The organism is Streptomyces sp. NPDC047072 (genome assembly GCF_040643855.1).
In the GTDB taxonomy this organism is placed as follows: Bacteria; Actinomycetota; Actinomycetes; order Streptomycetales; family Streptomycetaceae; genus Streptomyces.
This window is the reverse complement of record NZ_JBEYVC010000085.1, coordinates 19,335-42,424: the sequence shown is the minus strand read 5'-3', so window position 1 is coordinate 42,424 and position 23,090 is coordinate 19,335. Positions and strand designations below refer to the sequence as shown.

Annotated in this window: 25 protein-coding genes and 1 pseudogene; 11 read left to right on the top strand and 15 right to left on the bottom strand. The window is 71.4% G+C overall.

Features of this window, described 5'->3' with window-relative positions; all coding sequences use genetic code 11:
* Positions 1–82: 82 nt before the first annotated feature.
* Positions 83–715, bottom strand: a complete 633-nt coding sequence (locus ABZ896_RS30405) for a TetR/AcrR family transcriptional regulator (protein WP_360936100.1) — start codon at positions 713–715, stop codon at positions 83–85.
* 274 nt (positions 716–989) lie between these two features.
* Between ABZ896_RS30405 and ABZ896_RS30400 the strand changes: the two genes are divergently transcribed.
* The 3 genes from ABZ896_RS30400 to ABZ896_RS30390 all read left to right on the top strand — a co-directional run bounded on the left by ABZ896_RS30400 (position 990) and on the right by ABZ896_RS30390 (position 3,190).
* Positions 990–1,730 (top strand): dienelactone hydrolase family protein, encoded by a 741-nt coding sequence (locus tag ABZ896_RS30400; RefSeq protein ID WP_360936098.1) that lies wholly within the window; start codon positions 990–992, stop codon positions 1,728–1,730.
* A gap of 139 nt (positions 1,731–1,869) precedes the next feature.
* Positions 1,870–2,751, top strand: coding sequence for a hypothetical protein (locus tag ABZ896_RS30395; RefSeq protein ID WP_360936096.1), 882 nt, complete (start codon positions 1,870–1,872; stop codon positions 2,749–2,751).
* A gap of 4 nt (positions 2,752–2,755) precedes the next feature.
* Positions 2,756–3,190 carry a nuclear transport factor 2 family protein gene (locus ABZ896_RS30390; RefSeq protein WP_360936094.1) on the top strand — a complete coding sequence of 145 codons (435 nt, stop codon included), beginning with the start codon at positions 2,756–2,758 and terminating at the stop codon, positions 3,188–3,190.
* A 34-nt stretch (positions 3,191–3,224) separates the two neighbouring features.
* Here ABZ896_RS30390 and ABZ896_RS30385 read toward each other — a convergent pair whose 3' ends face one another.
* Positions 3,225–3,815: a TetR/AcrR family transcriptional regulator gene (locus ABZ896_RS30385; RefSeq protein ID WP_360936093.1), complete on the bottom strand. Its 591-nt coding sequence runs from the start codon at positions 3,813–3,815 to the stop codon at positions 3,225–3,227.
* Positions 3,816–3,895: 80 nt separating this feature from the next.
* On the opposite strand from ABZ896_RS30385, the gene ABZ896_RS30380 reads away from it, so the two are divergent.
* On the top strand, positions 3,896–4,732 hold the full coding sequence (locus tag ABZ896_RS30380) for an oxidoreductase (RefSeq protein ID WP_360936091.1): 837 nt from the start codon (positions 3,896–3,898) through the stop codon (positions 4,730–4,732).
* 6 nt (positions 4,733–4,738) lie between these two features.
* On the opposite strand, the gene ABZ896_RS30375 is transcribed toward ABZ896_RS30380, so the two are convergent.
* Entirely contained in the window at positions 4,739–5,686 is a 948-nt protein-coding gene (locus ABZ896_RS30375; RefSeq protein ID WP_360936089.1) for an NADP-dependent oxidoreductase, read from the bottom strand.
* A gap of 121 nt (positions 5,687–5,807) precedes the next feature.
* Between ABZ896_RS30375 and ABZ896_RS30370 the strand changes: the two genes are divergently transcribed.
* Positions 5,808–6,479 (top strand): TetR/AcrR family transcriptional regulator, encoded by a 672-nt coding sequence (locus tag ABZ896_RS30370; RefSeq protein ID WP_360936087.1) that lies wholly within the window; start codon positions 5,808–5,810, stop codon positions 6,477–6,479.
* On the opposite strand, the gene ABZ896_RS30365 is transcribed toward ABZ896_RS30370, so the two are convergent.
* The 3 genes from ABZ896_RS30365 to ABZ896_RS30355 form a co-directional block, all read right to left on the bottom strand.
* Entirely contained in the window at positions 6,464–6,841 is a 378-nt protein-coding gene (locus ABZ896_RS30365) for a DUF805 domain-containing protein (RefSeq protein WP_360936085.1), read from the bottom strand. The genes ABZ896_RS30370 and ABZ896_RS30365 overlap by 16 nt on opposite strands.
* A 69-nt stretch (positions 6,842–6,910) precedes the next feature.
* Complete coding sequence (locus ABZ896_RS30360) at positions 6,911–7,870, bottom strand: alpha/beta hydrolase (RefSeq protein ID WP_360936083.1); 960 nt, start codon at positions 7,868–7,870, stop codon at positions 6,911–6,913.
* Positions 7,871–7,908: 38 nt separating this feature from the next.
* Entirely contained in the window at positions 7,909–8,586 is a 678-nt protein-coding gene (locus tag ABZ896_RS30355) for an SDR family NAD(P)-dependent oxidoreductase (RefSeq protein ID WP_360936081.1), read from the bottom strand.
* A 148-nt stretch (positions 8,587–8,734) separates the two neighbouring features.
* Between ABZ896_RS30355 and ABZ896_RS30350 the strand changes: the two genes are divergently transcribed.
* Both ABZ896_RS30350 and ABZ896_RS30345 read left to right on the top strand, forming a co-directional pair.
* On the top strand, positions 8,735–9,427 hold the full coding sequence (locus ABZ896_RS30350) for a helix-turn-helix domain-containing protein (RefSeq protein WP_360936079.1): 693 nt from the start codon (positions 8,735–8,737) through the stop codon (positions 9,425–9,427).
* Entirely contained in the window at positions 9,424–10,422 is a 999-nt protein-coding gene (locus ABZ896_RS30345; RefSeq protein ID WP_360936077.1) for a LysR family transcriptional regulator, read from the top strand. Before ABZ896_RS30350 ends, ABZ896_RS30345 begins: the two co-directional genes overlap by 4 nt.
* On the opposite strand, the gene ABZ896_RS30340 is transcribed toward ABZ896_RS30345, so the two are convergent.
* Positions 10,359–11,111: an SDR family oxidoreductase gene (locus tag ABZ896_RS30340; RefSeq protein WP_360936075.1), complete on the bottom strand. Its 753-nt coding sequence runs from the start codon at positions 11,109–11,111 to the stop codon at positions 10,359–10,361. The two genes, ABZ896_RS30345 and ABZ896_RS30340, sit on opposite strands and share 64 nt — an antisense overlap.
* Positions 11,112–11,303: 192 nt before the next feature.
* Here ABZ896_RS30340 and ABZ896_RS30335 point away from each other — a divergent pair, with 192 nt between their 5' ends.
* Complete coding sequence (locus ABZ896_RS30335; RefSeq protein WP_360936073.1) at positions 11,304–12,203, top strand: aldo/keto reductase; 900 nt, start codon at positions 11,304–11,306, stop codon at positions 12,201–12,203.
* A 28-nt stretch (positions 12,204–12,231) separates the two neighbouring features.
* On the opposite strand, the gene ABZ896_RS30330 is transcribed toward ABZ896_RS30335, so the two are convergent.
* Positions 12,232–12,399, bottom strand: a complete 168-nt coding sequence (locus ABZ896_RS30330; protein ID WP_360936107.1) for a hypothetical protein — start codon at positions 12,397–12,399, stop codon at positions 12,232–12,234.
* On the opposite strand from ABZ896_RS30330, the pseudogene ABZ896_RS30325 reads away from it, so the two are divergent.
* A pseudogene (locus ABZ896_RS30325) lies at positions 12,380–12,676 on the top strand (MFS transporter); the annotation flags it as partial. The gene ABZ896_RS30330 and the pseudogene ABZ896_RS30325 sit on opposite strands and share 20 nt — an antisense overlap.
* A 144-nt stretch (positions 12,677–12,820) precedes the next feature.
* Here the strand turns inward: ABZ896_RS30325 and ABZ896_RS30320 are convergent.
* Together ABZ896_RS30320 and ABZ896_RS30315 are read right to left on the bottom strand one after the other, a co-directional pair.
* Positions 12,821–13,444 carry a helix-turn-helix domain-containing protein gene (locus ABZ896_RS30320; RefSeq protein WP_360936072.1) on the bottom strand — a complete coding sequence of 208 codons (624 nt, stop codon included), beginning with the start codon at positions 13,442–13,444 and terminating at the stop codon, positions 12,821–12,823.
* A 101-nt stretch (positions 13,445–13,545) separates the two neighbouring features.
* The gene (locus ABZ896_RS30315) at positions 13,546–14,457 is read right to left on the bottom strand and encodes a slipin family protein (RefSeq protein WP_360936105.1); all 912 of its coding nucleotides are present in this window, start codon (positions 14,455–14,457) and stop codon (positions 13,546–13,548) included.
* Positions 14,458–14,546: 89 nt separating this feature from the next.
* Here ABZ896_RS30315 and ABZ896_RS30310 point away from each other — a divergent pair, with 89 nt between their 5' ends.
* A complete protein-coding gene (locus ABZ896_RS30310; protein WP_360936103.1) occupies positions 14,547–15,431 on the top strand; it encodes an alpha/beta fold hydrolase in 885 nt (294 codons plus the stop codon).
* Between the two features lie 163 nt (positions 15,432–15,594).
* Here the strand turns inward: ABZ896_RS30310 and ABZ896_RS30305 are convergent, their stop codons facing one another.
* From ABZ896_RS30305 to ABZ896_RS30285, 5 genes are all read right to left on the bottom strand, one after another.
* Positions 15,595–16,503, bottom strand: coding sequence for a S1 family peptidase (locus ABZ896_RS30305; protein ID WP_360936070.1), 909 nt, complete (start codon positions 16,501–16,503; stop codon positions 15,595–15,597).
* Positions 16,504–16,787: 284 nt separating this feature from the next.
* Positions 16,788–18,083: an NtaA/DmoA family FMN-dependent monooxygenase gene (locus ABZ896_RS30300; protein WP_360936068.1), complete on the bottom strand. Its 1,296-nt coding sequence runs from the start codon at positions 18,081–18,083 to the stop codon at positions 16,788–16,790.
* Positions 18,080–19,135 (bottom strand): LLM class flavin-dependent oxidoreductase, encoded by a 1,056-nt coding sequence (locus tag ABZ896_RS30295; RefSeq protein ID WP_360936066.1) that lies wholly within the window; start codon positions 19,133–19,135, stop codon positions 18,080–18,082. Before ABZ896_RS30295 ends, ABZ896_RS30300 begins: the two co-directional genes overlap by 4 nt.
* Before the next feature lie 54 nt (positions 19,136–19,189).
* Positions 19,190–20,974: an FAD/NAD(P)-binding protein gene (locus ABZ896_RS30290; protein WP_360936064.1), complete on the bottom strand. Its 1,785-nt coding sequence runs from the start codon at positions 20,972–20,974 to the stop codon at positions 19,190–19,192.
* 339 nt (positions 20,975–21,313) lie between these two features.
* Positions 21,314–22,390 carry a DUF5685 family protein gene (locus tag ABZ896_RS30285; protein ID WP_360936062.1) on the bottom strand — a complete coding sequence of 359 codons (1,077 nt, stop codon included), beginning with the start codon at positions 22,388–22,390 and terminating at the stop codon, positions 21,314–21,316.
* Between the two features lie 245 nt (positions 22,391–22,635).
* On the opposite strand from ABZ896_RS30285, the gene ABZ896_RS30280 reads away from it, so the two are divergent.
* Positions 22,636–23,076: a cell division protein SepF gene (locus ABZ896_RS30280; RefSeq protein WP_360936060.1), complete on the top strand. Its 441-nt coding sequence runs from the start codon at positions 22,636–22,638 to the stop codon at positions 23,074–23,076.
* Positions 23,077–23,090 lie beyond the last annotated feature (14 nt).

The following is a 23,090-nucleotide window of genomic DNA, read 5'->3' as shown; positions in this document are numbered from 1 at the left end:
GAGCTGGCCCCGCCCGAGGAGATCGAGCGCCGCTACGACGAGATCAACCGCTTCGAGAAGTCCCTCGCGGACAGGCGTCGCGTCACAGGCGGCCGAAGACAGCGAGCAGCAGGGTCTCCCGCGCGTCCGCGAGTGCGTTGGGCCGCGCGATGTCCGACACGTTCCACCACAGCCCGAACTGGCCGTGCAGCGCGCTCCACAGCAGCTTGGCCACCTGCTCGTCGTCCGTGACACTCATCCCCTCCGTCTCGCGCAGATAGGGCGCGACGGCCTCGCGCCAGGCGTCCAGCACGTGTTCCATGGGGTGCGGGATGGACTCGGGCCGCGAGGGGAGCAACGGGCCGACGCGGAAGAGGAGTTCGTACCGGCGCGGCTCGTCGAAGGCGAAGCCGTAGTAGGCGTCGACGACGGCACGCAGGCCGGCCCAGGCGTCCCCGGCGGGCGCGGACTGTCGTGCGGCCCGCATTCTTTCGGCCATGGTGGCGTAGACGGTGTCGAGCAGCGTCCACATCAGCTCGGCCTTGTCCTGGAAGTGCTTGTAGATCGCGGGCGCGGTCACCCCCGCCTCGCGGGCGATGGCGCGCAGCGAGATGTTCTCCGGGCTTCCGGCCTCCTCCAGCAGGTGGGAGGCCGCGCACAGGATCTCCTCACGGAGCCGCCCGCCCTCGCCCCAGCGGTTCGGCACGCGTTTCGCCGCGCCCTGCGACGCGCTCATCGGCACCCCACCCTTCCTGATCAGTGGTCGGGGACAGTCTCCAGGCCCCACGTCGGCCTGTCGAAAAACTGATCGGGCCCACTGTCGCGGGTTCCGCTCCCCACACTCTTGGTTTACAGTGTTCACCAAGTTAGTAAACGTTATTCACTGAATCCTTCGCCACCTGGCGCGCAGCCGCAACAGGCCCCTCAGAGCTGCGTATTCAAAAAATGGAACGCCCGGCCCGGTTAGCGAGCCATCACCCCCCGCTCTCACCCCCCAGCCAGAGGACCCGATGCCCCCTCCCGAATCGGTCGATCTCACTGCCCTCGGCACCTCTCTCGGCGGCTCCCGTCGGCTGCGCGGCCATCTCGCCCGGCCCGAGGGTGACGGCCCCTGGCCCGGAGTCGTGGTAGTCCACGAGGCCCTGGGCGTGGACGACGTCATGCTGCGGCAGACCGAACGGCTCGCGCAGGCCGGTTACTTGACGCTGATGCCCGACCTGTTCGCCGACGGCGGCGCCCGGCGCTGCCTAGTGCCGACGATGCGTGCGGCCACCTCGGGCCGCGGCCGCGCCTGGGCCGATCTGGAGGCCGCGCGCCGGACACTGGCCGGGCACCCGGACTGCACCGGACGGGTCGGTGTCATCGGCTTCTGCATGGGCGGAAGCTTCGCGCTGATCGCCGCGGGACAGGGCGCGTTCGACGCGGCCTCCGTCAACTACGGCCTCGTACCCAAGGAAACCGAGCACGCCCTCGCCAAGTCCTGCCCGGTGGTGGCCAGTTACGGCGGTCGCGACCGCCTGCTCAGAGGGGCCGCGGCCCGGCTGGAGGCCGCCCTGACGGCAGTCGGCGTACCGCATGACGTGAAGGAGTATCCGGCCGCCGGGCACTCCTTCCTCAACGACGCCGAGAACGCGCCGCGCCCGCTCCGCCCCCTCACCCGCATCGCGGGGATCGGGCCCGAGCCGGAGTCCGCCGCCGACGCCTGGCGCCGGATCGAGGCGTTCTTCGGCAAGCACCTGGCGGACTCATGACCTCCCGCGCGCTCGCTTCCGCCCGGGTCACCGACGCCCGGCTCCGAAGGCCCACCCCGCGGTGCCGACCCCCGCCGGCCCTCACCCTGTCGCCGACCGAATAGCAATCCCCCCCACCCATTCGAGGAGCAGACCGGACATGACCACGACGACCACCGATCCGTCCTACGTCGATCCCGCACTGGTCAACCCGCGTGCCATACGGCTGGTCGAGGCGTTCAAGGACGCCTTGGCGCGGCTGCGTGACGAGGAGGGCCTGACCTTCGACGACCTCAACGCGGCCGCCGACGTCCTCCAGCGGATCCAGACGGCCACCGGCGCGCCCCTCGCGCTGGTCGCCATGCCGATGTACAGCGAGATCTTCCAAGGAGGCCAGGACGGCTACACCCCCGGCGAGGAGGTCAACAGCCCCACGTTCTTCGCCGGATCCCCGCGCATCGGCAACCCCGGCACCCTGCCCATGCGGGACGACGAGCCCGGCACCCCGCTGATCGTCACCGGCCGCGTCCTCGACGGCAACGGCCGGCCGCTCGCGGGCGCCAAGGTGGAGATCTACCACGCGGCCAACAACGGCGACTACTCCGGCATGTACGACGACGGAGTGCCCAAGTTCAACCTGCGCGGCCACCAGTTCACCGACGACGAGGGCCGCTACTCCTTCACCACCATCACCCCCGTCGCCTACGCCGACGCCAATGTCATGGCCATCGACGAGGCCGTCGAGGCCACCGCCGCGCTGGGCCGCAGCCTCTTCCGCCCCGCCCACATCCACTACGAGGTCCACCACTCCGACCTGGTCACCCCCTGGCGCGGCGAGATCTACTTCAAGGGCGACCCGGTCATCCCCGTCGATTTCGTCGGCGCGAAGCTGGCCCATCCCGCCCTCCAGGCGGACACCACGCTGCACGAGGACCCGAAGGACATCGCGGAGGCCGGCTTCGAAGTCCCGTACCGGACCATGGAGTTCGACTTCGTGCTCAAGAGCCGCACCAGCCCCGACACCGCGCCCGCGAAGGCGTGACGGCATGACCTCCGAGGACGCCACCGCCTGGGCGCTGGCCCGGCTGAACACCGCCTTCTTCCACCACTACGACCGCCGGGAGTACGAGGAGGCGCTCACCCTGTTCGCCCCTGACGCCCACTACGACGTCCGCGGCCAGAAGCTGCGCGGTCATGCCGAGATCCTGGAGGCGCTCAACGCCCGCCCGGGTCCCGAGGTGACGATCCGCCACCTCATCGCCAACCAGCACTTCCACATCATCGGGGACGACACCGCTCAGGGCACCATCCTCCTGATCGGCCACGGCGGCCCCACCCCCGTCGACGAAGGCCCGGCCCTGTACCCGCTGACGAACTCCGGCCACGTCGTCGAACTCGACGACCACTACCGCGCCGAGAACGGCCGCTGGACCATCACCCACCGCACCGCCCGCATCCTCATGTCCCCCGCCACCGGCTGACCACCCCTCGCCGTGTGCTGTCGGGCGGCGGCCGTCACCCGGCAGCCGCGGCGGGTCTTGCGGTGGTGAGTCCCGGGGTGACGAGGGTGAGCCAGCGGGCGCGGGCGGGTGCGGGCTGGTCGGTGGGGGCGGTGGAGAACAGCAGGTAGATGTCGTCGACGGTGACGTCGGGATGGATGTCACCGGCCGCCTGCCCGGCACGGATCAGGGACGCGACGGCCGTACCGGCGCGGTCCTCGTCGGTGCGGTCGCCGGGCTCCGCCCCCAGGGTCTGCGCGGCGGCCTTGACGGCGCGATCGGTCACCGACGCCTCGACGACACGGCCGAGGAACGCGGTCAGCTCGTCCAGTGCGCGCGCCCCGGCGTCGACACGGGCGTACGTGGCCTCCGCGTCGTCGGCCACCCTCGTGACGTACTCGGCGACGACGGCGGCGACCAGGTCGGTCTTCGTGGGGAAGTGCCGGTACAGCGTGCCGACCGCGACGCCCGCCGCGGCGGCGATCTCGTCCATCCCCGCCTCGGGCCCGTGCACGGCGATCTGCTCGCCGGCCGCGGTCAGGATCTTCTTCCGGTTGCGGACCGCGTCGGCGCGCGGCGCCCTGGCCTGGGCCACGGGATCGTCCACCTCTCCACTTGCATCAACATGAACCATGGTTCACGATAGATGGTGAACCGGAGTTCAGTTTACTCGTGGAGGAACGCGCCATGCCAGTCAAGACCGCCCTCGTCACCGGTGCCTCCTCCGGCATCGGCGAAGCCACCGCCCTCAAGCTCCAGGAACTGGGCTACACCGTCTATGGGGCCGCCCGCCGCACCGACCGCCTGGGCAAGCTCGCCGACCGCGGCGTACGCCCCCTGGCCATGGACGTCACCGACGACGCCTCCATGCAGGCCGGCGTGGAGAAGATCATCGCCGAGACCGGCCGTATCGACGTGCTCGTGAACAACGCCGGTTACGGCTCCTACGGCGCTCTCGAGGACGTCCCGCTGGACGAGGCCCGCTACCAGTTCGAGGTCAACGTCTTCGGCGCGATCCGCCTGACCCAACTCGCCCTGCCCCACATGCGCGCCCAGCGCTCCGGCACCGTCGTGAACATCACCTCGATGGGCGGCAGGATCTACACCCCGCTCGGCGGCTGGTACCACGGCACCAAGTTCGCCCTCGAAGCCCTCAGCGACTGTCTGCGCCTGGAGGCCAAGCCCTTCGGCATCGACGTCGTCGTCATCGAGCCCGGCGGCATCGCCACCGAATGGGGTGGCATCGCCGCCGACAAGCTGGAGAAGTCCTCCACCGACGGCGCCTACGCCGCCCAGGCCACCGCCGTCGCCTCCTCCCTGCGCTCCGAGGCCAACGCCAAGCGCAACTCCCCGCCCTCCGTCATCGCCGATGCCATCGGCAAGGCGGTCACCGCCCGCCGCCCCAGGACCCGCTACGTCAAGGGCTTCGGCGCCCGCCCGCTCATCACTCTCCGCCGGATCCTGCCGGACCGCGCCTACGACACGGTCATCTCCCGAGCGGTCGGCCTCGCGCGCCAGGGGTGATCCAGGTCAGAAGAGCAACACGGGGCGCCCCCGCACTCCGCCCACTTCGAAGAGTCGCTGGGCCTCTCCCGCCCGTTCGGCCGGATACGTCGCCGCGACGCGGAGGGTGAGGGTCCCGGACTCGGCGTGGTCGCGCAGTTCCGTCAGGGCCGTGGTGTCCCGGAGTCGGTCGTAGACGAACACGGGGTGCCAGCGCACACCGCGGTCCGTGGCCCCGGCGAACCCCTGCACGGTCGCGATGCCTCCGCCGTCGCGGACCGCCGCGGCCACCGCTTCGTTCATCACCGCGCCGTCGACGACCCCGTCCGCACCATCGGGACACAGCTCCCGGACCCGTTCGGCGAATCCGTCCCCGCGGGGACGTACGTGATCGGCGCCGAGGTCGGTGACGAGGTCCCGGTCCTTCTCCGCCGCGTCGGCGATCACCGTCAGCCCGGCGGCCTTGGCCAGCTGCACCGCGTACCCGCCGACCGCACCGGCCGCACCGGTCACCGCGACCGTCGCCCCTGGCGGCAGTTCGAGGGCGTCCAGCGCCATCCGGGCGGTCAGCGCGTTCATCAGCAGGGTCGAGGCCGACGCCAGGTCGACCCCCCGCGGTGCGCGGACCACCGAATCGGCGGGTGCCACCACGTACTCCGCCTGCGCCCCCAGCGCCAGCTTCGGTTCCAGCAGGGCGATCGCCTCGGCGCCGACCGCCAGTTCGGCACGCACCCCCTCGCCGACCTCGTCGATCACACCGGCCGCGTCCCATCCCACGACGTACACCTCGGCGGGCGGGAACCTGTCGGGGCTGTGCTCGGCCATGACCCCTAGCCGTGCGTTGACATCGGACGGGTGTACGGCGGCGGCGGTCACCCTGATCCGCACCTGTCCCGGTCCCGCGTGCGGTTCCGGAAGGTCCAGTATCCGCATGACCTCCGGCCCGCCGAATCCGGTGAAACCCACGGCCTTCACCACGCCACCTCACATCCAGAGTCGACAGAACCCGATACATATTTGTTCCGGGTTCACGGTGGACGGTAGCAGTCCGGCTAGACTCGATACAAAGTGGTCCCAGTCCGAGAAGAGAGCCGGCATGTCCGAACCCCGCGCGCGACTGCGGCGTCCCCCCGGCGCCTCCGGCCCGCCACGCGATCCCGCCCGGGACGCCCAGATCCTGCGTGCGGCCACGGAGTTGCTCGTCGAGGGCGGCTATCCGGCGCTGACCATGGACAAGGCCGCGGCCCAGGCCGGGGTGGGCAAGGCGACCGTGTACCGGCGCTGGAAGTCCCGGGCGGAGCTGGCCGCGGAGGCGCTCGATCACGCCGGTCTCACCGACGACTTGGTGCCGGTCACGATCGGGCCCGGCCGACTCCGCGAGGAACTCATCGCGACGATGACCCGCTCCCTCGGCAGTCAGGACACCTCCCGGGTCGATCTGCTCTCGGCGCTTCTCGACACCGCCCGCCAGGAGCCCGAGCTGTGCGGCCTCGTCCGACAGCGCTACGTCGACTCCCTGCATCGGGCCGTCGAGGGCGTACTGGCGCACGCGGCGGAACGCGGCGATCTGCCCCCGCGCCGGACCGCCCCGTCAGAAGGTCACTCGACCGCGGTCTCCGCGGCCCTCGCGCTCCTGCTCCACTGGCACCTCGTCCGCGGCCGGCAGATCGCCGGCGACGACATCGCGGAGATCGTGGATGCCGTCCTCATGCCCTTGCTGATGTCGGCGTCGCCTCCAGCGCCTCCTGCGGCTCAGCCGACGAGGTGACCCTCGGCCTTGGGCGAGGGGCCGTACTGATTGGCGGCCGGGACGCTGTCCACGGTCATGCCCACGAGGTAGATGATCGGGCCGGCAAGGGGGATCAGGGCGATGAGCAGCCGCCAGCCCGACCTGCCGGTGTCGTGCAGTCGGCGTACGGAGACGCTCAGCATGGGCACGATGAACGGCAGCAGGAGGACCCCGAGCAGCGGGGCCTCGACGGCGAGGCCGATCCCGAGGACCACGGCGGCCGCGATCACGTAGAGCAGTGAGAACCACCAGTACTCCGCGCGTCGTGCGCGACCGGAGAACGTGGCGTACTTGCCGGTGAGGCACACGCGTGCCGCCTCGGCGAACGACATGCTGGTCATGGGAGTCCTTCCATGGGGATAACCAATCGGAGTGGTCTATCCGTTTCGATCCGGATAGACCACTCCGGTTCACCTTGAGGTGGCGTGGGCGCCGAGGCCGCGGCGCAGTGCCGCGAGCGTGTCCGTGAGGACGCGTTCACCCGTCGCGGACCCCGGAATGATCCCTCCGTGCAAAACGCCGGGATAGAGGGCGAGTTCGGTGGGGACGTCGGCATGGGCGAGGCGTCGGGCGTAGTCGATGTCCTCGTCGCGGAACGGGTCGTATTGGCAGGCGGTGACGAACGCGGGCGGCAGTCCGGACAGGTCCTGGGCGCGGGCGGGCGCGGCGTAGGGGGACACGTCGGCGGCGCCCCGGCGGCCCCCGCCGAGGTAGCAGTCCCAACTGACCCGACTGGCACGGCTGTTCCACAGCGGGACGTCGTCGTAGTCACACATCGACGGCGTCCCGAGGCGGTCGTCGAGTTCGGCGACCCCCAGGTACTGGAAGCAGAGCGCGGGCCCGCCGCGGTCGCGCGCGAGGAGGGTCACCGCGGCGGCGAGACCGCCTCCCGCGCTCTCCCCCGCGATGCCGAGCCGGTCAGGGTCGATGCCCAGTTCGCTCGCCGACTTGGCGATCCAGGTGAGAGCCGCGTAGCAGTCCTCCAGGCCGGCGGGGAAGGGGTTCTCCGGGGCGAGGCGGTACTCGACGGAGACCACCACCGTGCCGACCTCGGCGGCGATGCGGGTGGCCTGGGCGTCGAACTGCTCGACGCCGCCCATGATGAAGCCGCCGCCGTGGATGTACAGCAGGCCCGGCAGCGGGCCGTCCCGCTCGGCGGGCATGTAGACGCGGACCATGACGTCGGGTGCGTCGTCGGGTCCGGGGACGGTGACATCGCGGGTGCTGACCGGGATGTCCGGCTCGTAGGACGGCAGTCCGTTGCGGACCGCCGCCTCGCCGATGGCGCGCAGCTCACGGAAGTCCGCGAACGGCCCGTTGGGGAGCATCTCGAGCCAGGGCGTGATCTCTGGGTCGTACGAGTAGGTCATGAAGTCACCTCGTCGGACGGGGCGAGGCCGGCGCGGGCTCAGAGGCTGAAGACGAGTTCGGCCTGGTCGCGCTTGGTGGTGTGCAGGTCCCAGTACACCGGGGAGATCTCCTCCGGCTGGGCCGTCGGGAAGCCGGGCACGGCCGGGGTGCCGATGGAGACGTCGATGCCGATGTGGGCCGCCTGGATGTCGGTGCCGTCCAGTTCCTTGTGCAGGTTGATCGCCCAGTTGCGCAGCGCCGCCGCGGCGGCGTTGACGTTGCCGACCTGCGGCACGGGGTCGAGGGAGCCCGCGCCGGTGGTGTAGAGCAGGGTGCCCGCCCCGGCCTCGCGCATCGCGGGCAGTACCGCCTGGGTCGCGGCGATGGCGCCGTAGAGCTGGAACTCGATCTGGAGCTGGACGTCCGCCGGCTCGGTCTCCGTGGGGGTGGTCAACGCGGTGGCGCCGAACGTCCCCACCGGGGAGTACTCCAGGACGTCGATGCCGCCGAACCGCGCGGCGGCGTCGTGGAGCGCCTTCTCGAGTGCGTCGCGGTCGAGGACGTCCGCGGGGAATGCCGCGGCGGTGATGCCCTCCGCGGCGAGCTTGCCGACGAGACCGTCGAGGTTGTCCCGGTTGCGGGAGACCAGGGCGACGTCGAAACCCTGGGAACCGAAGGTGCGGGCTATGGCGAGGCCGAGCTGGGGGCCGGCTCCGATGATGGCGATGCTGCTCATGACGATCCTTTGCGGTGGTCGAACGAAGGGCGGGGCAGTATCCGGTAAGGCCTATCCGTTTCATGGAGACGGATAGGCCTTTCCGTTTCTCCGGATCCACCGTACCACCAAAAATGGATAGGGCGATCCGATTGCTACACTCCCTTGCATGACCCCTGGTGACCAGCACTTTGACGTCCCCACCGCGCCGTCCCTGCGCAGTGACGCCGAGCGCAACCGGGAGCGGATCATCGCCGCCGCCCGCACGGTCTTCGCGCGGGACGGTCTGAACGCCTCCATGGCCTCGGTGGCCCGTGAGGCAGGAGTGGGGATCGCCACCATGTTCCGGCGGTTCCCCACCAAGGCGGAACTGGTCGACGCCGTCTTCATCGACCGCATGGACGCCTATGCCGACGCGGTCGCCACCGCTCTCGCCGACCCCGACCCCTGGCACGGCTTCGTCGGCTACATCGAGAGCGCCTGCGCGATGCAGGCCGCCGACTACGGCTTCGCCGACGTACTCACCACGACGTTCCCCGCCGCCAAGGCGCTGGAGCGCCGCCGCAACGAGGCCTACGAGAGCATGGTCGAGCTCATCGGCCGCGCCAAGGCCACCGGCCGTCTGCGCGAGGACTTCGACCCCTCGGACCTGGTGCTGATCCACATGGCCAACGCCGGCGTCGTGAACGCGACCGCCGGCGCCGCTCCCGACGCCTGGCGACGTGTCGTCGCCCTGCTGGTGCAGTCCTTCGAGACCCCGGCCCGCGGCCTCCTGCCCGCCTCACCCGAGCACGACGCCCTCTACCGGGCGATGCTTCGTCCCGCTTCTGCGGGAGCCGAGGTTCCGGAGTCGGAATCGTGAGGGACGAAGGTGCCGACCTGGGGCGGCCGGCAGGCCGAGCCATGGGACGGCTGGAGACGCGCGAGCTCGAATACTTCGTCGCGGTCGCCGAGGAACTCCACTTCGGGCGGGCGGCCGAACGGCTCGGAATCGCGCAGCCGCCGCTGTCCAGGGCGATCGGCAGGCTGGAGCGCCGGATGGGCGTTCAACTGCTCAGGCGCACCAGTCGCCGTGTCGATCTCACGGCGGCCGGCGCCGTCTTCCTGACCGAGAGCCGGAAGGCGCTCACCGCGGTGGACATCGCGGTGTCGCGCGCCCAACGCAGCGGCCGCCCGCACAAGTTGGTGGTGGCCGCGCGGCGGGGCACCGGGGCGGAGCTGCTGGCCGGGGTGCGGCGGGCGTATCGCCGTCGGCCCGGTGCTCCCGAGATCGAGGTCGTGTTCACCCGGGACCAGGCCGGGCTGGTGCGCAACGGTGCGGCGGACGTCGCGTTGATGTGCGGCCACGGCGGCCGCGGCGGTCTGGACGGACCGGACGGACTGGAATTCTCCGAGTTCACCGAGGCGCAGACAGTCGTCTTGCTGCCGGCGGATCATCTCCTCGCGGATGAACCGGCCGTTTCGGTCGCCGATGTCGTGAAGGACGAGCTGTTCCGGCGACTTGAGCCGGCGGACGCACCGACGATCGCGGTCGACGAGATCATCGACAGGGTCGCGATGGGTGAACTGATCGTGATGATGGGCGTGAGCGCCACCGATCGCATCGGATCCGCAGTCGTGGCCGTTCCCGTCCTCGACGCGCCCCCGACCCGGCTCGTGCTGAGCTGGCGCGGGGGCGTCCCGGCCGCGACGCGTGAGGCGTTCGTGCGGACCGCCCAGAGCGTGGCGGAAGGAGTGTGGACTCCTCGGGAGACCGGAGCGCGGGTTCGTCAGGCGACCGGAGTGCGGGTTCCTCAGACGAAGGGACCGAGCTGGGTGGCGCCACCGTCGACGACCAGCTCGAAGCCCGTGATGTAGCTGCTCTGGTCGGAGGCGAGGAAGAGGATCGCGTCGGCCTGTTCCTCCGGCCGCCCCCACCGGCCCAGCGGGACCCGCGCCTCAAGGTTCGCCATGAACGCGCGCCGGGTGTCGGCGTCGGCTCCGGCCCCGATGCCGGGCGTGTCCGTGGTGCCAGGGGCCACCGTGTTGACCCGGATGTTCCGTCCCTTGAGTTCGTTGGCCCATCCCCGGGCGAAGGAGCGGACCGCCGCCTTCGAGGCGCCGTAGACGCTGAACCCCGGCGCCGAGGTGCTTCCCGACACCGAGCCGACCAGCACGATCGACGCGCCGTCGTTGAGCAGGGGAAGCGCCTTCTGGACGGTCTTCAGCGTGCCTTTGACGTTGACGTCGAAGATCCTGTCGATGAGCTCGTCGGTGACGTCTTCGAGCCGTGCGGCTCCGCCGGTCCCGACGTTCGTGACCAGCACGTCGATCCGGCGGCCGTCACTCCGTACGGTGTCGTACAGCCGGTCGAGATCCGCGGGGTCCGACACGTCGCCCGGGACGGCGATCGCGCCCGCCTTCGACGCGGCGGCCGCCAGCTCCTCCTCCCTGCGGCCGGTCACGTAGACCACCGCGCCCTCTTCGACGAATCGTCGTGCGGTGGCGAGACCGATGCCTGAACTGCCGCCGGTGATGACCGCGACCTTGTTGTCGAGCTGGTTCATGCGTCGAGTCGAACACCGTTCACCTGCGGGAACAATGACGGTCCCGGTATCGCAGCGGTACCCGGTGGGTATCGGTCGCAGCCCCGGTCCCCCCGGCCGGAACGCGCCCCGGGCGAAGTACGGTACTGGCCGACCCGAAGTGGAGTGCGGTCTCAGCTCCGTCGACGACCGGAACGGGAAAGGAAGCATGCGATGGACGATGCTCAATCGGCCGACCCTCACGCCCTCCCGGCGATGAGAACGGTGGCAGGGCGCCGAGTCCGGCCAATCGCTCTCGGCGGCGCCGCGCTGTCGCTCCGCTCCGATCTGCTGCGGGAGACGGCGGTCGCGACGATCCATGCGGCGATCGACGGCGGAGTCGATCTCGTCGACACCGCTCGCGCCTACACGACCGCCGACGAGGAATCGCACAACGAGCGCCTCATCGGCGAGGTACTGGCCTCCCGCCAGGACGGGAGCGCCGTGATGGTCGCGACCAAGGGTGGCCACTTCCGCGCCGGACCGGCGGAGTGGAAGAACGACGCCCGGCCCGCCTCGTTGAGAGCGGACGTGGAAAGGAGTCTGCGGGCGTTGCGGCGCGAGACGATCGATCTGTACTTCCTGCACTGGCCGGACGACGACGTGCCGTTCGCCGAAAGCGTCGGTGCCCTCGGCGAGTTGCGCACGGAAGGCAAGATCCGCGCCGTCGGCGTATCCAACGTCGACCCGGTCCTCTTCGCCGCCGCACGCGCGGTCACGTCGGTCGACGCGGTGCAGAATCCGTACTCCGCGGCCAACGGCGGCGACGACACGCTCCTTCGGGAGTGCGAACGCCAGGGAATTCCGTTCATGGCCTACTCGCCGCTGCAGGGTTGGGACGCGGGAAAGACTTCGCCCCGTCTCCTGGACATCGCTGCCCGTCGACGCGTCTCACCTCAGCGGTTGCTGCTCGCCTGGATGCTCCACCGCTCCCCCGCCCTCCTGCCGATCAGCGGCGCCGGCCGCCCGGAGACGGCGACGGACTCGGCCGCCGCTGCCCAACTCGCGCTGCGCCCCGACGAGTTGCGCACGCTCGACGAAGTCCTCTACGGCCACCGGGAACCGACAGAGTAGGACCGGCCTTGTAGAGACGGCACGGCTCTCACGCGCCGCCCCTCCCCTTCCGGCGCTCCTCGCCCAGCCGGGCGTAGTGGTCGATCAGCTCGACCCGGGCGCCCTGGAGCAGGCGTTTGACCGGGACCTCCAGTTTCTTGCCGGTGCGGGTGTGCGGGATGCCCGGCACTTCGAGGATCTCGTCGGGGACCATCATGGGCTCCTTCCCCGAGGACGAACTGGGCGTCGGCGGCGGCGTCGCGGTCGCCGAGCAGGTCGCCAAGAACCCCCAGGGCGGCACCGCACAGGCCCAGACCCTGCTGGACGCGGTGCACGAATCCTTCGCCCACGCCATCGCCCACACCAGCCTCGTCGGCGGCATCATCATGGCCGCCGGAACACTGATCGTCATCGCCGTCCTGCCCGGCCGCAAGCACACCCCGGCACAGGTCCACGGGGAGACCGCCCGGCAGACCGAGACCGTGGACGCCTGAGCCCCGTACACCGGAGGCCGGAACCCCAATTCCGGCCTCCACCACCCGAGAACGGGCCGTGCCTTGAGCGGCACACGGCCCCGGACGGTGCCGGGAGGAGACACCCGGCACCGTCTCTTTTTCTCGTCGTGGGGGGCGACGGCCTCAGCCGTCAGCGGCCACCTCGTCGACCACGGCCCGCGCCCGCCCCTCCGGCACCCCGGCCGCGATGAGCGTGGTCACGGCCACCCGGGTCCCGTCGTCCTCCAGCGCCCCGGAGTTGACCTCTTCCAGCAGGGCGACGGTCATCGCCTCCAGACCCGCGCTCAGCACCGCGGCCGGCAGATGGGAGTGGAAGACGCCGTCCCGCTGCCCCCGCTCCAGGACGACCGTGACCCTGATCCGCGCGGGCGCCAGGATCCCGGCGACACGCTCCGCGCCGAGGTCCCGCCGGGCCAGCGCCAGCAGCATGCGGTACCGGTCGCCCAGGGGCCAGAGCGACAACGAGAAGCGCGCGAGCGCCAGTTCGGCCGGCTCGTCCGTCCCGGCGTCCGCCGCCACGGCGGCCTGCAGCGCCTCGGCGGCCTCCTCGGCCAGCGCGTCCAGCAGCGCCGCCCGCCCGGGAAAATGCCCGAACAGTGTCCGCCGTACGACCCCTGCGGCGCGGGCCAGCTCCTCCAGGGTGACGTCGGGATTCCGGCCGAACTCCTGGCGCGCGGTGGCGAGGATGCGTGCCCGGTTGGACCGTGCGTTGCGACGCTGGGGCACACGGCCGACGGACTGGGACACGGAGGAGACCTCGACGGAGCGGGGCGGACAGCGGACTTCGCCATTCTGGCACGCGGCCCCCACCCGCCCTCGGCGGCAACCCGGCGGCAACGGAACAGGCTCTACTCCTGACCCGCCCCCTCACCGGCCGCGTCCAACCGGGGCCGGGGCGAAGCGAGTTGCTCCTGCGCCGACGGCGCGGACACCGGTTGCGCGGGCGCAGGTGGCGCGGGCGCAGGTTGCGCGGGCACCACCCCGGGCGCCGCTCCCACCCCCTGCTGCGCCTTCTCCAGGAACCGCAGCAACTCCACCGGGAACGGCAGCACCAGCGTGGAGTTCTTCTCCGCGGCCACCGCCACCACCGTCTGGAGCAGCCGCAGTTGCAGCGCGGCCGGCTGCTCGGACATCTCCTTGGCCGCCTCGGCCAGCTTCTTCGACGCCTGGAGCTCCGCGTCCGCGTTGATGACCCGGGCCCGCCGCTCCCGGTCCGCCTCGGCCTGCCGGGCCATGGACCGCTTCATGGTCTCGGGCAGGGAAACGTCCTTGATCTCGACGCGGTCAATGGTCACCCCCCACTCCACCGCGGGACTGTCGATCATCAACTCCAGCCCCTGGTTGAGCTTTTCGCGGTTGGACAGCAGATCGTCCAGCTCGCTCTTGCCGATGATCGACCGCAGCGAGGTCTGCGCCATCTGCGCGACCGCGAACCGGTAGTCCTCGACCCGGACGACCGCCTCGGCCGGCGAGGTCACCTTGAAGTACACGACGGCGTCCACCCGCACCGTGACGTTGTCCCGGGTAATGCCCTCCTGCCCCGGCACCGGCATGGTCACGATCTGCATGTTGACCTTCCGGAGCTTGTCGACACCCGGAACGATCATGGTGAAGCCCGGCCCGCGCACCTCCGGCCGGAGCCTGCCCAGCCGGAAGACCACGCCCCGCTCGTACTGCTTGACGACCCGCGCGGCCGCCATCACGTACACCGCTCCGGCGGACACGAGGGTCGCTCCCGCCGCCACCAGCTCCTCGACCATCACGGCCCCCAGGGTCCGAAGTGGGCGCTCAAGGTGTGTACTTCGACGGTAACTCCGGGATGTACACGATGGGGAGACGGATGACACGGGTGGTCGACGGTATACGCACACGCGACGGCCGCTGGCTGGCGGCCGAGGAGTACGGCGACCGGGACGGCACCCCGGTGGTCCTGCTGCACGACACCCCGGGCTGCCGCTTCGGCGTCGTACCCGAGGACGTCGTACGGGGCCACCCCGGGGTGCGCTTCCTCGCCTACGACCGTCCCGGCTACGGCGACTCGGACCGGCACCCGGGAAGCCGGGTGGCCGACGCCGCCCGGGACGTGGCGGACCTGGCCGACGCCCTCGGGCTCGACCGGTTCTCCGTGCTGGGCCACTCGGGCGGCGCCCCGCACGCCCTGGCCTGCGCCGCACTGCTGCCCTCCCGGGTCCGCCGGGTGGCGGTACTGGCCTCGCCCGCGCCGCCGGACGCCCGGGACCTGCGCTGGTTCGAGGGGATGGCCGCGTCCCAGGTCGAGGACTTCACCCTGGCGCTCACCGACCCGCTCGCCTTCGCCGAGCGCCTGGCCGGCCGCGCCGCCGCCGTCCGCAGCGACCCGGCCCAGCTGCTGGTCTCCCTCCGCGACGGCCTCACCGACGCCGACCGGCGGACCCTCGCCGTCCCCGCCGTCGGCGAGAGGCTGCTGCGCGCCTACCGTGAGGCGCTCAGGACGTCGGCGTACGGCTGGCTGGACGACGACCTCGCGCTGCTGAGCAGCTGGGGCTTCGACCCGGCGGCCGTCACCCGCCCGGTGCTGCTCTGGCACGGCGCGCTGGACGCCTTCTCCCCGGTCGGCCACTTCACCTGGCTGGCCGGCCGCATCCCCCGCGTCCGCCCGGTCCTGGAGCCGGAAGCCGGCCACTTCGGCGCGCTGGAGGCCCTGCCCGCCGTACTGGACTGGCTGTGCGCGAAGCCGGCGTCCGCCGCGTCGTGACACCCGGTCAACAGCCGTTCCCCTCCCCCGTGTTGACGCCGACGACGGCGAACCCCCGTACGACGGACGCGTACGGGGGCTCGTGTGCTGCCGGCTGCGGATATGACGTGGGGGGGTGGCCGGCGGTGCGGACCGGCTCCTGGGCGACCTGTTCCGGGCCGGTCTAGAAGACGCTGACGCCGTAGGCGCTCAGGGCCTCGGTGACCGGCTGGAAGAAGGTCGTGCCGCCGGAGGAGCAGTTGCCGCTGCCGCCGGAGGTCAGACCGTAGGCGATACCGCTGTTGGAGTAGAGCGGACCGCCGGAGTCGCCGGGCTCGGCGCAGACCGTGGTCTGGATCATGCCGTAGACGACGTCGCCGCCGCCGTAGTTGACGGTCGCGTTCAGCGCGGTGACCCGGCCGCTGTGGATGCCGGTGGTGGAGCCGCGGCGGTAGACCGTCGTGCCCACGGAGGGGGTGGCGGCGCTGGTGATGTCGACGCTGCCGACGGTGCCGGAGATCGAGGACACCGGGTAGCTGGTGGAGTACCGCACGATGCCGTAGTCGTTGGTCGGGAAGCTGGACCCGGCCGTCGAACCGAGCGTCGTGGTGTGGCCGGAGTTGGACCACCAGGTGCCCGCGCCGTCGGTGCAGTGACCGGCGGTCAGGAAGTAGTAGGTGCTCCCGCTGTGGACGTTGAAGCCGAGGGAGCAGCGCCAGCTACTCGCATAGATGGCGTCGCCGCCGGAGATCAGCTTGTTGAACGTGCCCGGGGTCCGCTTGATCGTGAGCGCGCCGGCGTTGCTGCCCGCCTGCTCCTTGATCTTCGCGATCTCGGCCTGCGAGACCGTGCTGTCGACGGTGACGACGACACGGTTGGTCTTGCTGTCGACGGCCCAGGCGGTGCCCGGGATGTCGGCCTTGAGCACCGAGCCGCTGGCGCTCTTGAGCTCGGCGGTGCTGAACGGGGTCGCGGCGGTCGCGTTGGCGCTGGGGATCGCGATCGCCGCCGCGGCCACGAGGCCGGTGGTACCGGCGATCAGCCGCGTCCGTCTCGTGATGCCACTGCGGGGGGTGGTGCGCTTGATCCTCACGTTTCGTTCCCTCCCAGGGGAATTCGGGGGCCCGCGTGGGGTCGGGGCCCGTGAGGCGCAGTCAGTGGTCCGGGCGTCCGGATTTCGAACACGCCGTGCCCCTGACAAGCGCTGAGGGGGAGTATTCGGCCGAACGACCGGTCGCCGCAAGGGCGCCTTTCGGCCGTCAACCTTTGAAACTCCTTTGCGGTTCCGGTGGAACCCGCCTCGCTCGGATCACGTCGCCCTGCGGAAACGCCAGTCCCCGCACTCCGTCAGGGCATCGCCGAAAATCGACCCTCCGCTCAGCCCTTCGACACCGGTTCGACGAGCCCCAGATGGGAGCGCAGGGTGGTCCCCCGGTACTCCGTGCGGAACGCGCCGCGCTCCTGGAGGAGCGGCACCACCCGGTCCACGAACGCGTCGAGCCCGCCCGGGGTGAGATGGGGGACGAGGATGAAGCCGTCGGCGGCCTCGCGCTGGACGAACTCGTCGAGTTCGGTGGCGACCGCCTCCGGGGTGCCGACGAAGAACTGCCGCCCGCCCGCCTCGATCACGGTCTGCCGGATGGACAGCCCCTTCTCCCGGGACAGCGCCCGCCACTTCTCGGCGATCGCGACGGTGTCGCCGCGCCGGGTGCGCCCCCGGGTGAGCGTCGGCTCGGCCACCGGGTCGATGTCGGGCAGCGGGCCGTCCGGGTCGTAGCCGGACAGGTCGACGCCCCAGATCTGCTCCAGCGTGAGGAGCGCGGTCTGTGGGGAGGTCTGCTGCCGCCGGATCTCGGCGGCCCTCTCCTGCGCCTCGGCCGCGGTGTCGCCGAGGACGACCCCGACGCCCGGCATGATCTTCAAGTCCCCGGGCGCACGGCCGTACTTCGCGAGCCGCCGCTTCACATCGGCGTAGAAGGCACGCCCCGCCTCCAGCGAACTCTGCCGGGTGAAGACCACGTCGGCGCTCGACGCGGCGAACTCCCGTCCCTCGTCGGAGTCCCCGGCCTGGATGACGACGGGGTGCCCCTGCGGTGAGCGCGGCACGGTGAACTCGCCCGCGATGTCGAAGTGCTTCCCCTGGTGCGCGAACGGCCGCGAGACCCCTTCCGGCGTCCAGGAGTCCCACAACTCCCGTGTCACGGAGAGGAATTCGGCGGCCCGCGTGTACCGGTCGGCCCGGTCCAGGAAGCCGCCGCGCCGGAAGTTCTCCCCGGTGAAGGCGTCGGAGGAGGTCACCACGTTCCACGCGGCCCGGCCACCGCTGAGATGGTCCAAGGTGGCGAATCTGCGGGCGAGTTCGTAGGGCTCGTTGAAGGTCGCGTTGACGGTGGCGGCGAGCCCGAGCCGCTCGGTGACGGCCGCGAGCGCGTTCAGTACGGTGATCGACTCGGGTCGCCCGACCACGTCCAAGTCGTGGATACGGCCCTTGTGTTCACGCAGCCGGAGCCCCTCGGCGAGGAAGAAGAAGTCGAAGAGCCCCCGCTCGGCGGTGCGCGCCAGATGCTCGAAGGACGAGAACTCGATCTGCGACCGGGAGCGCGGATCGGCCCACACGGTGGTGTTGTTGACGCCCGGGAAGTGGGCCGCCAGATGCATCTGTCGACGGCTCATGACGCGCCCCCTGTCACGGCGTACCGGTTGGCGGGCCGGGCGAGCCCGAGGTGCTCCCTGAGCGTGCTGCCCGGATAGAAGGTGCGGAACAGCCCGCGGTGCTGGAGCAGCGCCACCGTGCCGTTGACCAGCCGCTCCAGGTCACGGAACGGTTCGGTGGGGGTGAGGTGGAAGCCGTCGACGGTCCCCTCGGTGTACCAGCCGGCGATCAGCTCGGCGAGGTCGACGGGACCTCCCCGGTACAGCGGCCCCTGCGCGGTCTGCCGGGGCCCGCCCCCGCCGTGCCCCGGCTCGGCCGCGTGCTCCCCGTCCCCGAGGTCGACCAACAGACTGGCGAAGACCCGCAGTTCGTCGGGGTCCCGCCCGAACCCGGCGGCCTCCGCCCGCAGTTGTTCCCGTACGGCGGCGGCCTGCGCGGCGCTCGCGGCCCGCACCAGGGCCACGTCGGCGTACCGGGCGGCGGTGCGCCTGGCGTGTCCGTCGGTGGCGTCGACGACCCGGACCGGGTGGCCCTGCGGCGGCCGCGGCACGATCGAGGGGCCCTTGACGGAGAAGGACGCGCCCGCGAAGTCGACGTAGTGCAGCTTGTCCCGGTCGATGAAGCGCCCGGTCTCCTCGTCCCGGATCTCGGCGTCGTCCTCCCAGCTGTCCCACAACCGCGCGGCCACGTCGGCGACTTCACCGGCCTCCCGCCACAGCGCGTCGGCGGGGGCCGCGTGTCGGCGGCCGAAGAGACGGGCCTCGCCCTCGGTGGCCGACACGTCGATCCGCCAGCCGGCCCGGCCCCGGCTGACCCAGTCGAGGGTGGCGACAGCCGCCTGGACGTGGAAGGGCTCGGTGTGGGTGGTGGTGACGGTGGGCACCAGGCCGATCCTGGTGGTGGCGGGCGCGACGCGAGAGAGCACGGCGAGGGCGTCGGGGCCGGGCCGGGCGAAGCCGTCGTCCAGCGTGACGAAGTCGAGCCCGCCGCGCTCGGCGAGCCGCACGAGGGCCACGTAGGAGTCGGCGTCGTAGGCGGAGGGCTGGTCGACGGCGGCGGACAGATGCAGCATCACGGCACCTTCGGAAACAAGGTCATCGGCGAACTCCTTGTGGAATCAGGGGCGTCAGGCGGCCGCGCGGTCGGAGAGCGCGCTCAGGAACAGCAGGACGGACCGTGCGGTGGCGTCGTTCTGCCGGAACGCGGGACCGCCGGTGCGCGGCCGGGTGAAGGCGCCCGGTGTCCGGCCGTCGGTGTGCGGTCCGAGCGCGAAGCGCCGTGGGTGCGGCCGCCCGGCCCGGTCCAGGACCCGTCCGTCGGCGCGGTCGACGCGCAACAGCCCGTCCGGGCTCTCGGCGACGCCCTCGGCGTGCAGCGCCCGCAGCAGCGGGTCCCGGGCCCGCCGGACGGTCGGCTCGGGCAGCCGGGCCTCGACCAGCGCCCGCGCCTCGACCACATGCCCCGGCACGGTCGGGCTCGACGCCCGGAACATCCCGTCCTCGGCCCGCACCGCCATGTCCGCCCCGACGAACCTGAGCACTCCGGCCCGGGACAGCGCGAGCAGCTGCCGGAGTCTGGGCCCGGGCGGCCCGGACGCGAGATAGCTGAAGAACCCGTGCCACCACGACCCGATGTCCCCGAGCCGCACCAACTGCCCGTAGACGGAGAGGAGTCCGAGGAAGACGGCCAAGTCGGGGCTGTGCGACGGATCGTGACGACGGCTCAGATCGCCTTCGACATAGGCCCGCAGCCCTTCCTGGAACTCCTCGTGCGTCCCGAACCGCACCCCCTCCAACGGCCGGTCCAGCGCGGCGAGATCGAGCCGGTCGCCCGGATCGGGCACGGCGGACGCGACCAGGGCGGCCCGCTCCTCCTCGTCGCCCGCCGCGTACCGCGACTCGAAGTCGGCCCATGCCATCGCCGTCCGCTCCGGGTGCACGGTGAACAGCCGGTGGTAGTGCGCGAATCCGAGCTCCTTGACGATCAGCGGCCACACGTCCCGCCAGAAGTCGAAGCCCCCGGGCCGGGCGAGCAGTCCGTCGATCTCGGCGGGCCCGAGGAACCGGGGCAGCGGCGGCCGCTCGCCCGTCCAGTCGTAGCCGATCTTCGAGTGGTACGGCACTCCGCGGCGCGATCCGACGTACAGCACCGGTTCCCGCCCCGACGGCAGGTAGGTGTCGCCGTCGTAGCGCCCGCCCCGGCCCTCGGTGAGCAGCACCATCAGGTCGACGAAGGCGAGCCCGAACCCGCGCACCAGGACCGGCTCGCCGGGAGCGAGGGCGGACAGGTCGCTGTCGGCGGTGAAGTCGGGTGGCAGGTGGACCAGGCCGTGGGTGCGGGCGTACTCCGCCAACCCCCGCTGTTCGTCGTCGAGTTCGGCGTCGAGGTGGCCGAGGGCGAGGACCACGAGGTCGGCGAGGAGCGGGCGCGGCCGGCCCTCCAGCCAGACCTGCTGGCGGCCCCCGGGCGGCCCGCCGACCCGCAGCGCCCGGCGCGGGTGGTGGTGGACGGTCACGCCCGGGGGCAGCGCGGCCACCGCCTCCTCGTGCACCCAGCGCAGATAGGCGCCCTGGAGCCGGCGGTCGGCGAAGGTGGTGCCGTCGATGCCGGCCCACTCGTGCAGGGTGGGGCCGGGGCGGACGGGCCCCTCCATCTGCACGCTCTCGTCCGTGAACATGGTGACGTCCTCGGCGTGCGAGTTCATCCACAGCAGCGGCGACTGGGCCGCCCGCCAGATCCGTCCGGCGCCGGGCGGATGCGGGTCGACGAGATGGATGTCGAGACCGGAACCGTCGTACAGCTCGGAGGCGTTGGCGGCGATCCGCTCGATCAGACCGGTCCCGCGCGGCCCGGCCCCGACGATCACCATCGAGCGCCTGGAGGCGGCGGAACTACCGGAGAGGGAGGGCATGGGAAGGCTCCGTGGCGTCAGTCGAACACGGTGATGCCTTCACACGTCACGGCCGAGCCCCTCAGCACGGCCGTCCGTCGAGACTACGGGGCTGTTTCCCCTCGCTGTCAAGGCTGTCCACACTGTGAGCGCTACGTCTCATGTCGGTTGACGCACAACCGGATGCCTGTTCCACTTACCCCATGCATCCACAGCAGTGGCTGGTCAAGCGCTCCCACATCGACTTCGGTCGCGTGTGGTCCTCTTCCTGTTGAGCCGACCCACTGCGCCCTGCTGACCGGGGCCTTCTCGCGTTTTTCCGTTCTTCGCCTTCACACGCGCCCTCCCCTCGGCAAGTGCTCAGCAGTCGCACCCGCAGTCGCAGCAGTCGCACCCGTCACCGCAGCAGCTGCAGCAGTCACAGCAATCCCCGCAGTCTCCGCAGTCGCATCCCGCCTGGCGTCGCTCCCGGCTCCAGGGGTCCTCGTACTCGCCGCAGCACAGCTGTCCCGTACAGGCCAGCCCCGTCCACACCGCGCACCCCGCGAGCAGTCCCCGCCGGTCCTGCCGGGGTGGCTCGGGCGGCGCGCTGAACGCCCGTTCCACGGAGGTGCGCAGTTCGTGCGCCAGCAGGACGTGGACGAGCTTCGGGTCGGCGAAGTCGACCTCGCGCAGCGCGAGCCGCACGCCGTGCACCACGTCGTCGGCGAGCCGCCGCGCCTCCTGGAGCGAGGTCCCGGTGGCGGTGAGCGGGTTCCACGCCCCGTTCTCGGCGTCGGCGTGCCGGTCCTCCACGGCGTCCAGCAGATGCGCGAGCCGCCCGAACAGCCGCCCCGCCTCGGCGAGCGGTTCGGCGTTCGCGGGCCGGCCCGCCAGCACCGCCGTATAGGAGAAGGCCGCGGCCGTCGCGGTCTCGGTGGGCTCCGTGACCGTGAGGATCGGCGTCCCGGGCCCGGCGAGCGCCTCCACGCCGGGCTGCCGCTCCACCGCGTCAAGGAGCACGCCGGTGTCGAACCCGACGGCGGAGCCGGTCCGTTGCCCGGCCCGCCCCCAGCCGGCCGCGACCCGGCGTGCCGCGAGGGCCACCGGCCTGCGCGCCAGCAGCCCGTCCCCGTCTGCGACATGGTCACGCATCTTCGCCGCGGCGAGGACCAGCGAGACGGCGGCCGCGAGCCGCGCCCCCTCACCCCGGGCGACGGACGCGGTGCGCATACGACGCAACGGGCACGGGCCCGCCGTACGCCTGCCTTCCTCGGTGCGGCCGGCCTGAGCCTCCGTCAGAACCGATATCAGCAAGCCGTCGTAGTTGGTCACCACCCGCGCGAACTGGCCGTGGTCCCCCCGGAGCGCGAGACACAGCCCGCACAAGTGGGCCAGCCACTGGGCCCCGAGGCTTTCCCCGAGCCGATGGCGGCACGGCCTGACGATTCCGAACACCTTGATCCCCCGTTCACCCGTACGCCCCAGCCCTCACCCATACGCCATGAAGAATCATATTTCACTCACAGTCAGCAGCCGTTTGGGACACGACCCTTGGGAAACGCGGGCTCTCGACGAATTCGCTGTGCACCAGTACCGTCACAAACCCCCCGCGCGGCGCCTATCCACATGGCACGCGATCCGCATCATGGATGACCATAGGGATACGACAGCAAGTCAGACCGCAGTGAGAGGAGGCGTCCATGGGATCGGTGCGCAAGGCGAGTGCCTGGCTGGGCCTCGTTGACGACAACGATGACGAGCGTTACTACGACGACGACGGATACTCCGAAGGGACCGAGCCCGGGGATGCCTGGGTCACCGACCCCCGGGTCAAGGTGGCCTCGGACGTCGCCGAGGAGAAGGGCCGCCGGATCGGCACGGTCACCCCGGACAGCTTCCGGGACGCACGCGCCATCGGCGAGCTGTTCCGGGAGGGCGTCCCGGTCATCATGAACCTCACCGCCATGGAGGCCGCCGACGCCAAGCGGGTCGTCGACTTCGCGGCCGGGCTGATCTTCGGACTGCGCGGTTCGATCGAGCGTGTGTCCACCCGGGTGTTCCTGCTGACCCCCGCCAACACGGAGATCGTGAACGGCGACCCGGCGCAGCACCGCACGGACGGCTTCTTCAACCAGAGCTGAGGCAGGGCCGCTCG

Coding starts and splice junctions, on each gene's coding strand:
- ABZ896_RS30365 (WP_360936085.1), bottom strand. CDS start 6,841: ATGACCAGCATGTCGTTCGCCGAGGCGGCACGCGTGTGCCTCACCGGC.
- ABZ896_RS30360 (WP_360936083.1), bottom strand. CDS start 7,870: ATGACCTACTCGTACGACCCAGAGATCACGCCCTGGCTCGAGATGCTC.
- ABZ896_RS30350 (WP_360936079.1), top strand. CDS start 8,735: ATGACCCCTGGTGACCAGCACTTTGACGTCCCCACCGCGCCGTCCCTG.
- ABZ896_RS30340 (WP_360936075.1), bottom strand. CDS start 11,111: ATGAACCAGCTCGACAACAAGGTCGCGGTCATCACCGGCGGCAGTTCA.
- ABZ896_RS30300 (WP_360936068.1), bottom strand. CDS start 18,083: ATGAGCCGTCGACAGATGCATCTGGCGGCCCACTTCCCGGGCGTCAAC.
- ABZ896_RS30395 (WP_360936096.1), top strand. CDS start 1,870: ATGACCACGACGACCACCGATCCGTCCTACGTCGATCCCGCACTGGTC.
- ABZ896_RS30400 (WP_360936098.1), top strand. CDS start 990: ATGCCCCCTCCCGAATCGGTCGATCTCACTGCCCTCGGCACCTCTCTC.
- ABZ896_RS30380 (WP_360936091.1), top strand. CDS start 3,896: ATGCCAGTCAAGACCGCCCTCGTCACCGGTGCCTCCTCCGGCATCGGC.
- ABZ896_RS30390 (WP_360936094.1), top strand. CDS start 2,756: ATGACCTCCGAGGACGCCACCGCCTGGGCGCTGGCCCGGCTGAACACC.
- ABZ896_RS30315 (WP_360936105.1), bottom strand. CDS start 14,457: ATGGTCGAGGAGCTGGTGGCGGCGGGAGCGACCCTCGTGTCCGCCGGA.
- ABZ896_RS30405 (WP_360936100.1), bottom strand. CDS start 715: ATGAGCGCGTCGCAGGGCGCGGCGAAACGCGTGCCGAACCGCTGGGGC.
- ABZ896_RS30335 (WP_360936073.1), top strand. CDS start 11,304: ATGGACGATGCTCAATCGGCCGACCCTCACGCCCTCCCGGCGATGAGA.
- ABZ896_RS30280 (WP_360936060.1), top strand. CDS start 22,636: ATGGGATCGGTGCGCAAGGCGAGTGCCTGGCTGGGCCTCGTTGACGAC.
- ABZ896_RS30355 (WP_360936081.1), bottom strand. CDS start 8,586: ATGAGCAGCATCGCCATCATCGGAGCCGGCCCCCAGCTCGGCCTCGCC.
- ABZ896_RS30370 (WP_360936087.1), top strand. CDS start 5,808: ATGTCCGAACCCCGCGCGCGACTGCGGCGTCCCCCCGGCGCCTCCGGC.
- ABZ896_RS30295 (WP_360936066.1), bottom strand. CDS start 19,135: ATGCTGCATCTGTCCGCCGCCGTCGACCAGCCCTCCGCCTACGACGCC.
- ABZ896_RS30290 (WP_360936064.1), bottom strand. CDS start 20,974: ATGCCCTCCCTCTCCGGTAGTTCCGCCGCCTCCAGGCGCTCGATGGTG.
- ABZ896_RS30330 (WP_360936107.1), bottom strand. CDS start 12,399: ATGATGGTCCCCGACGAGATCCTCGAAGTGCCGGGCATCCCGCACACC.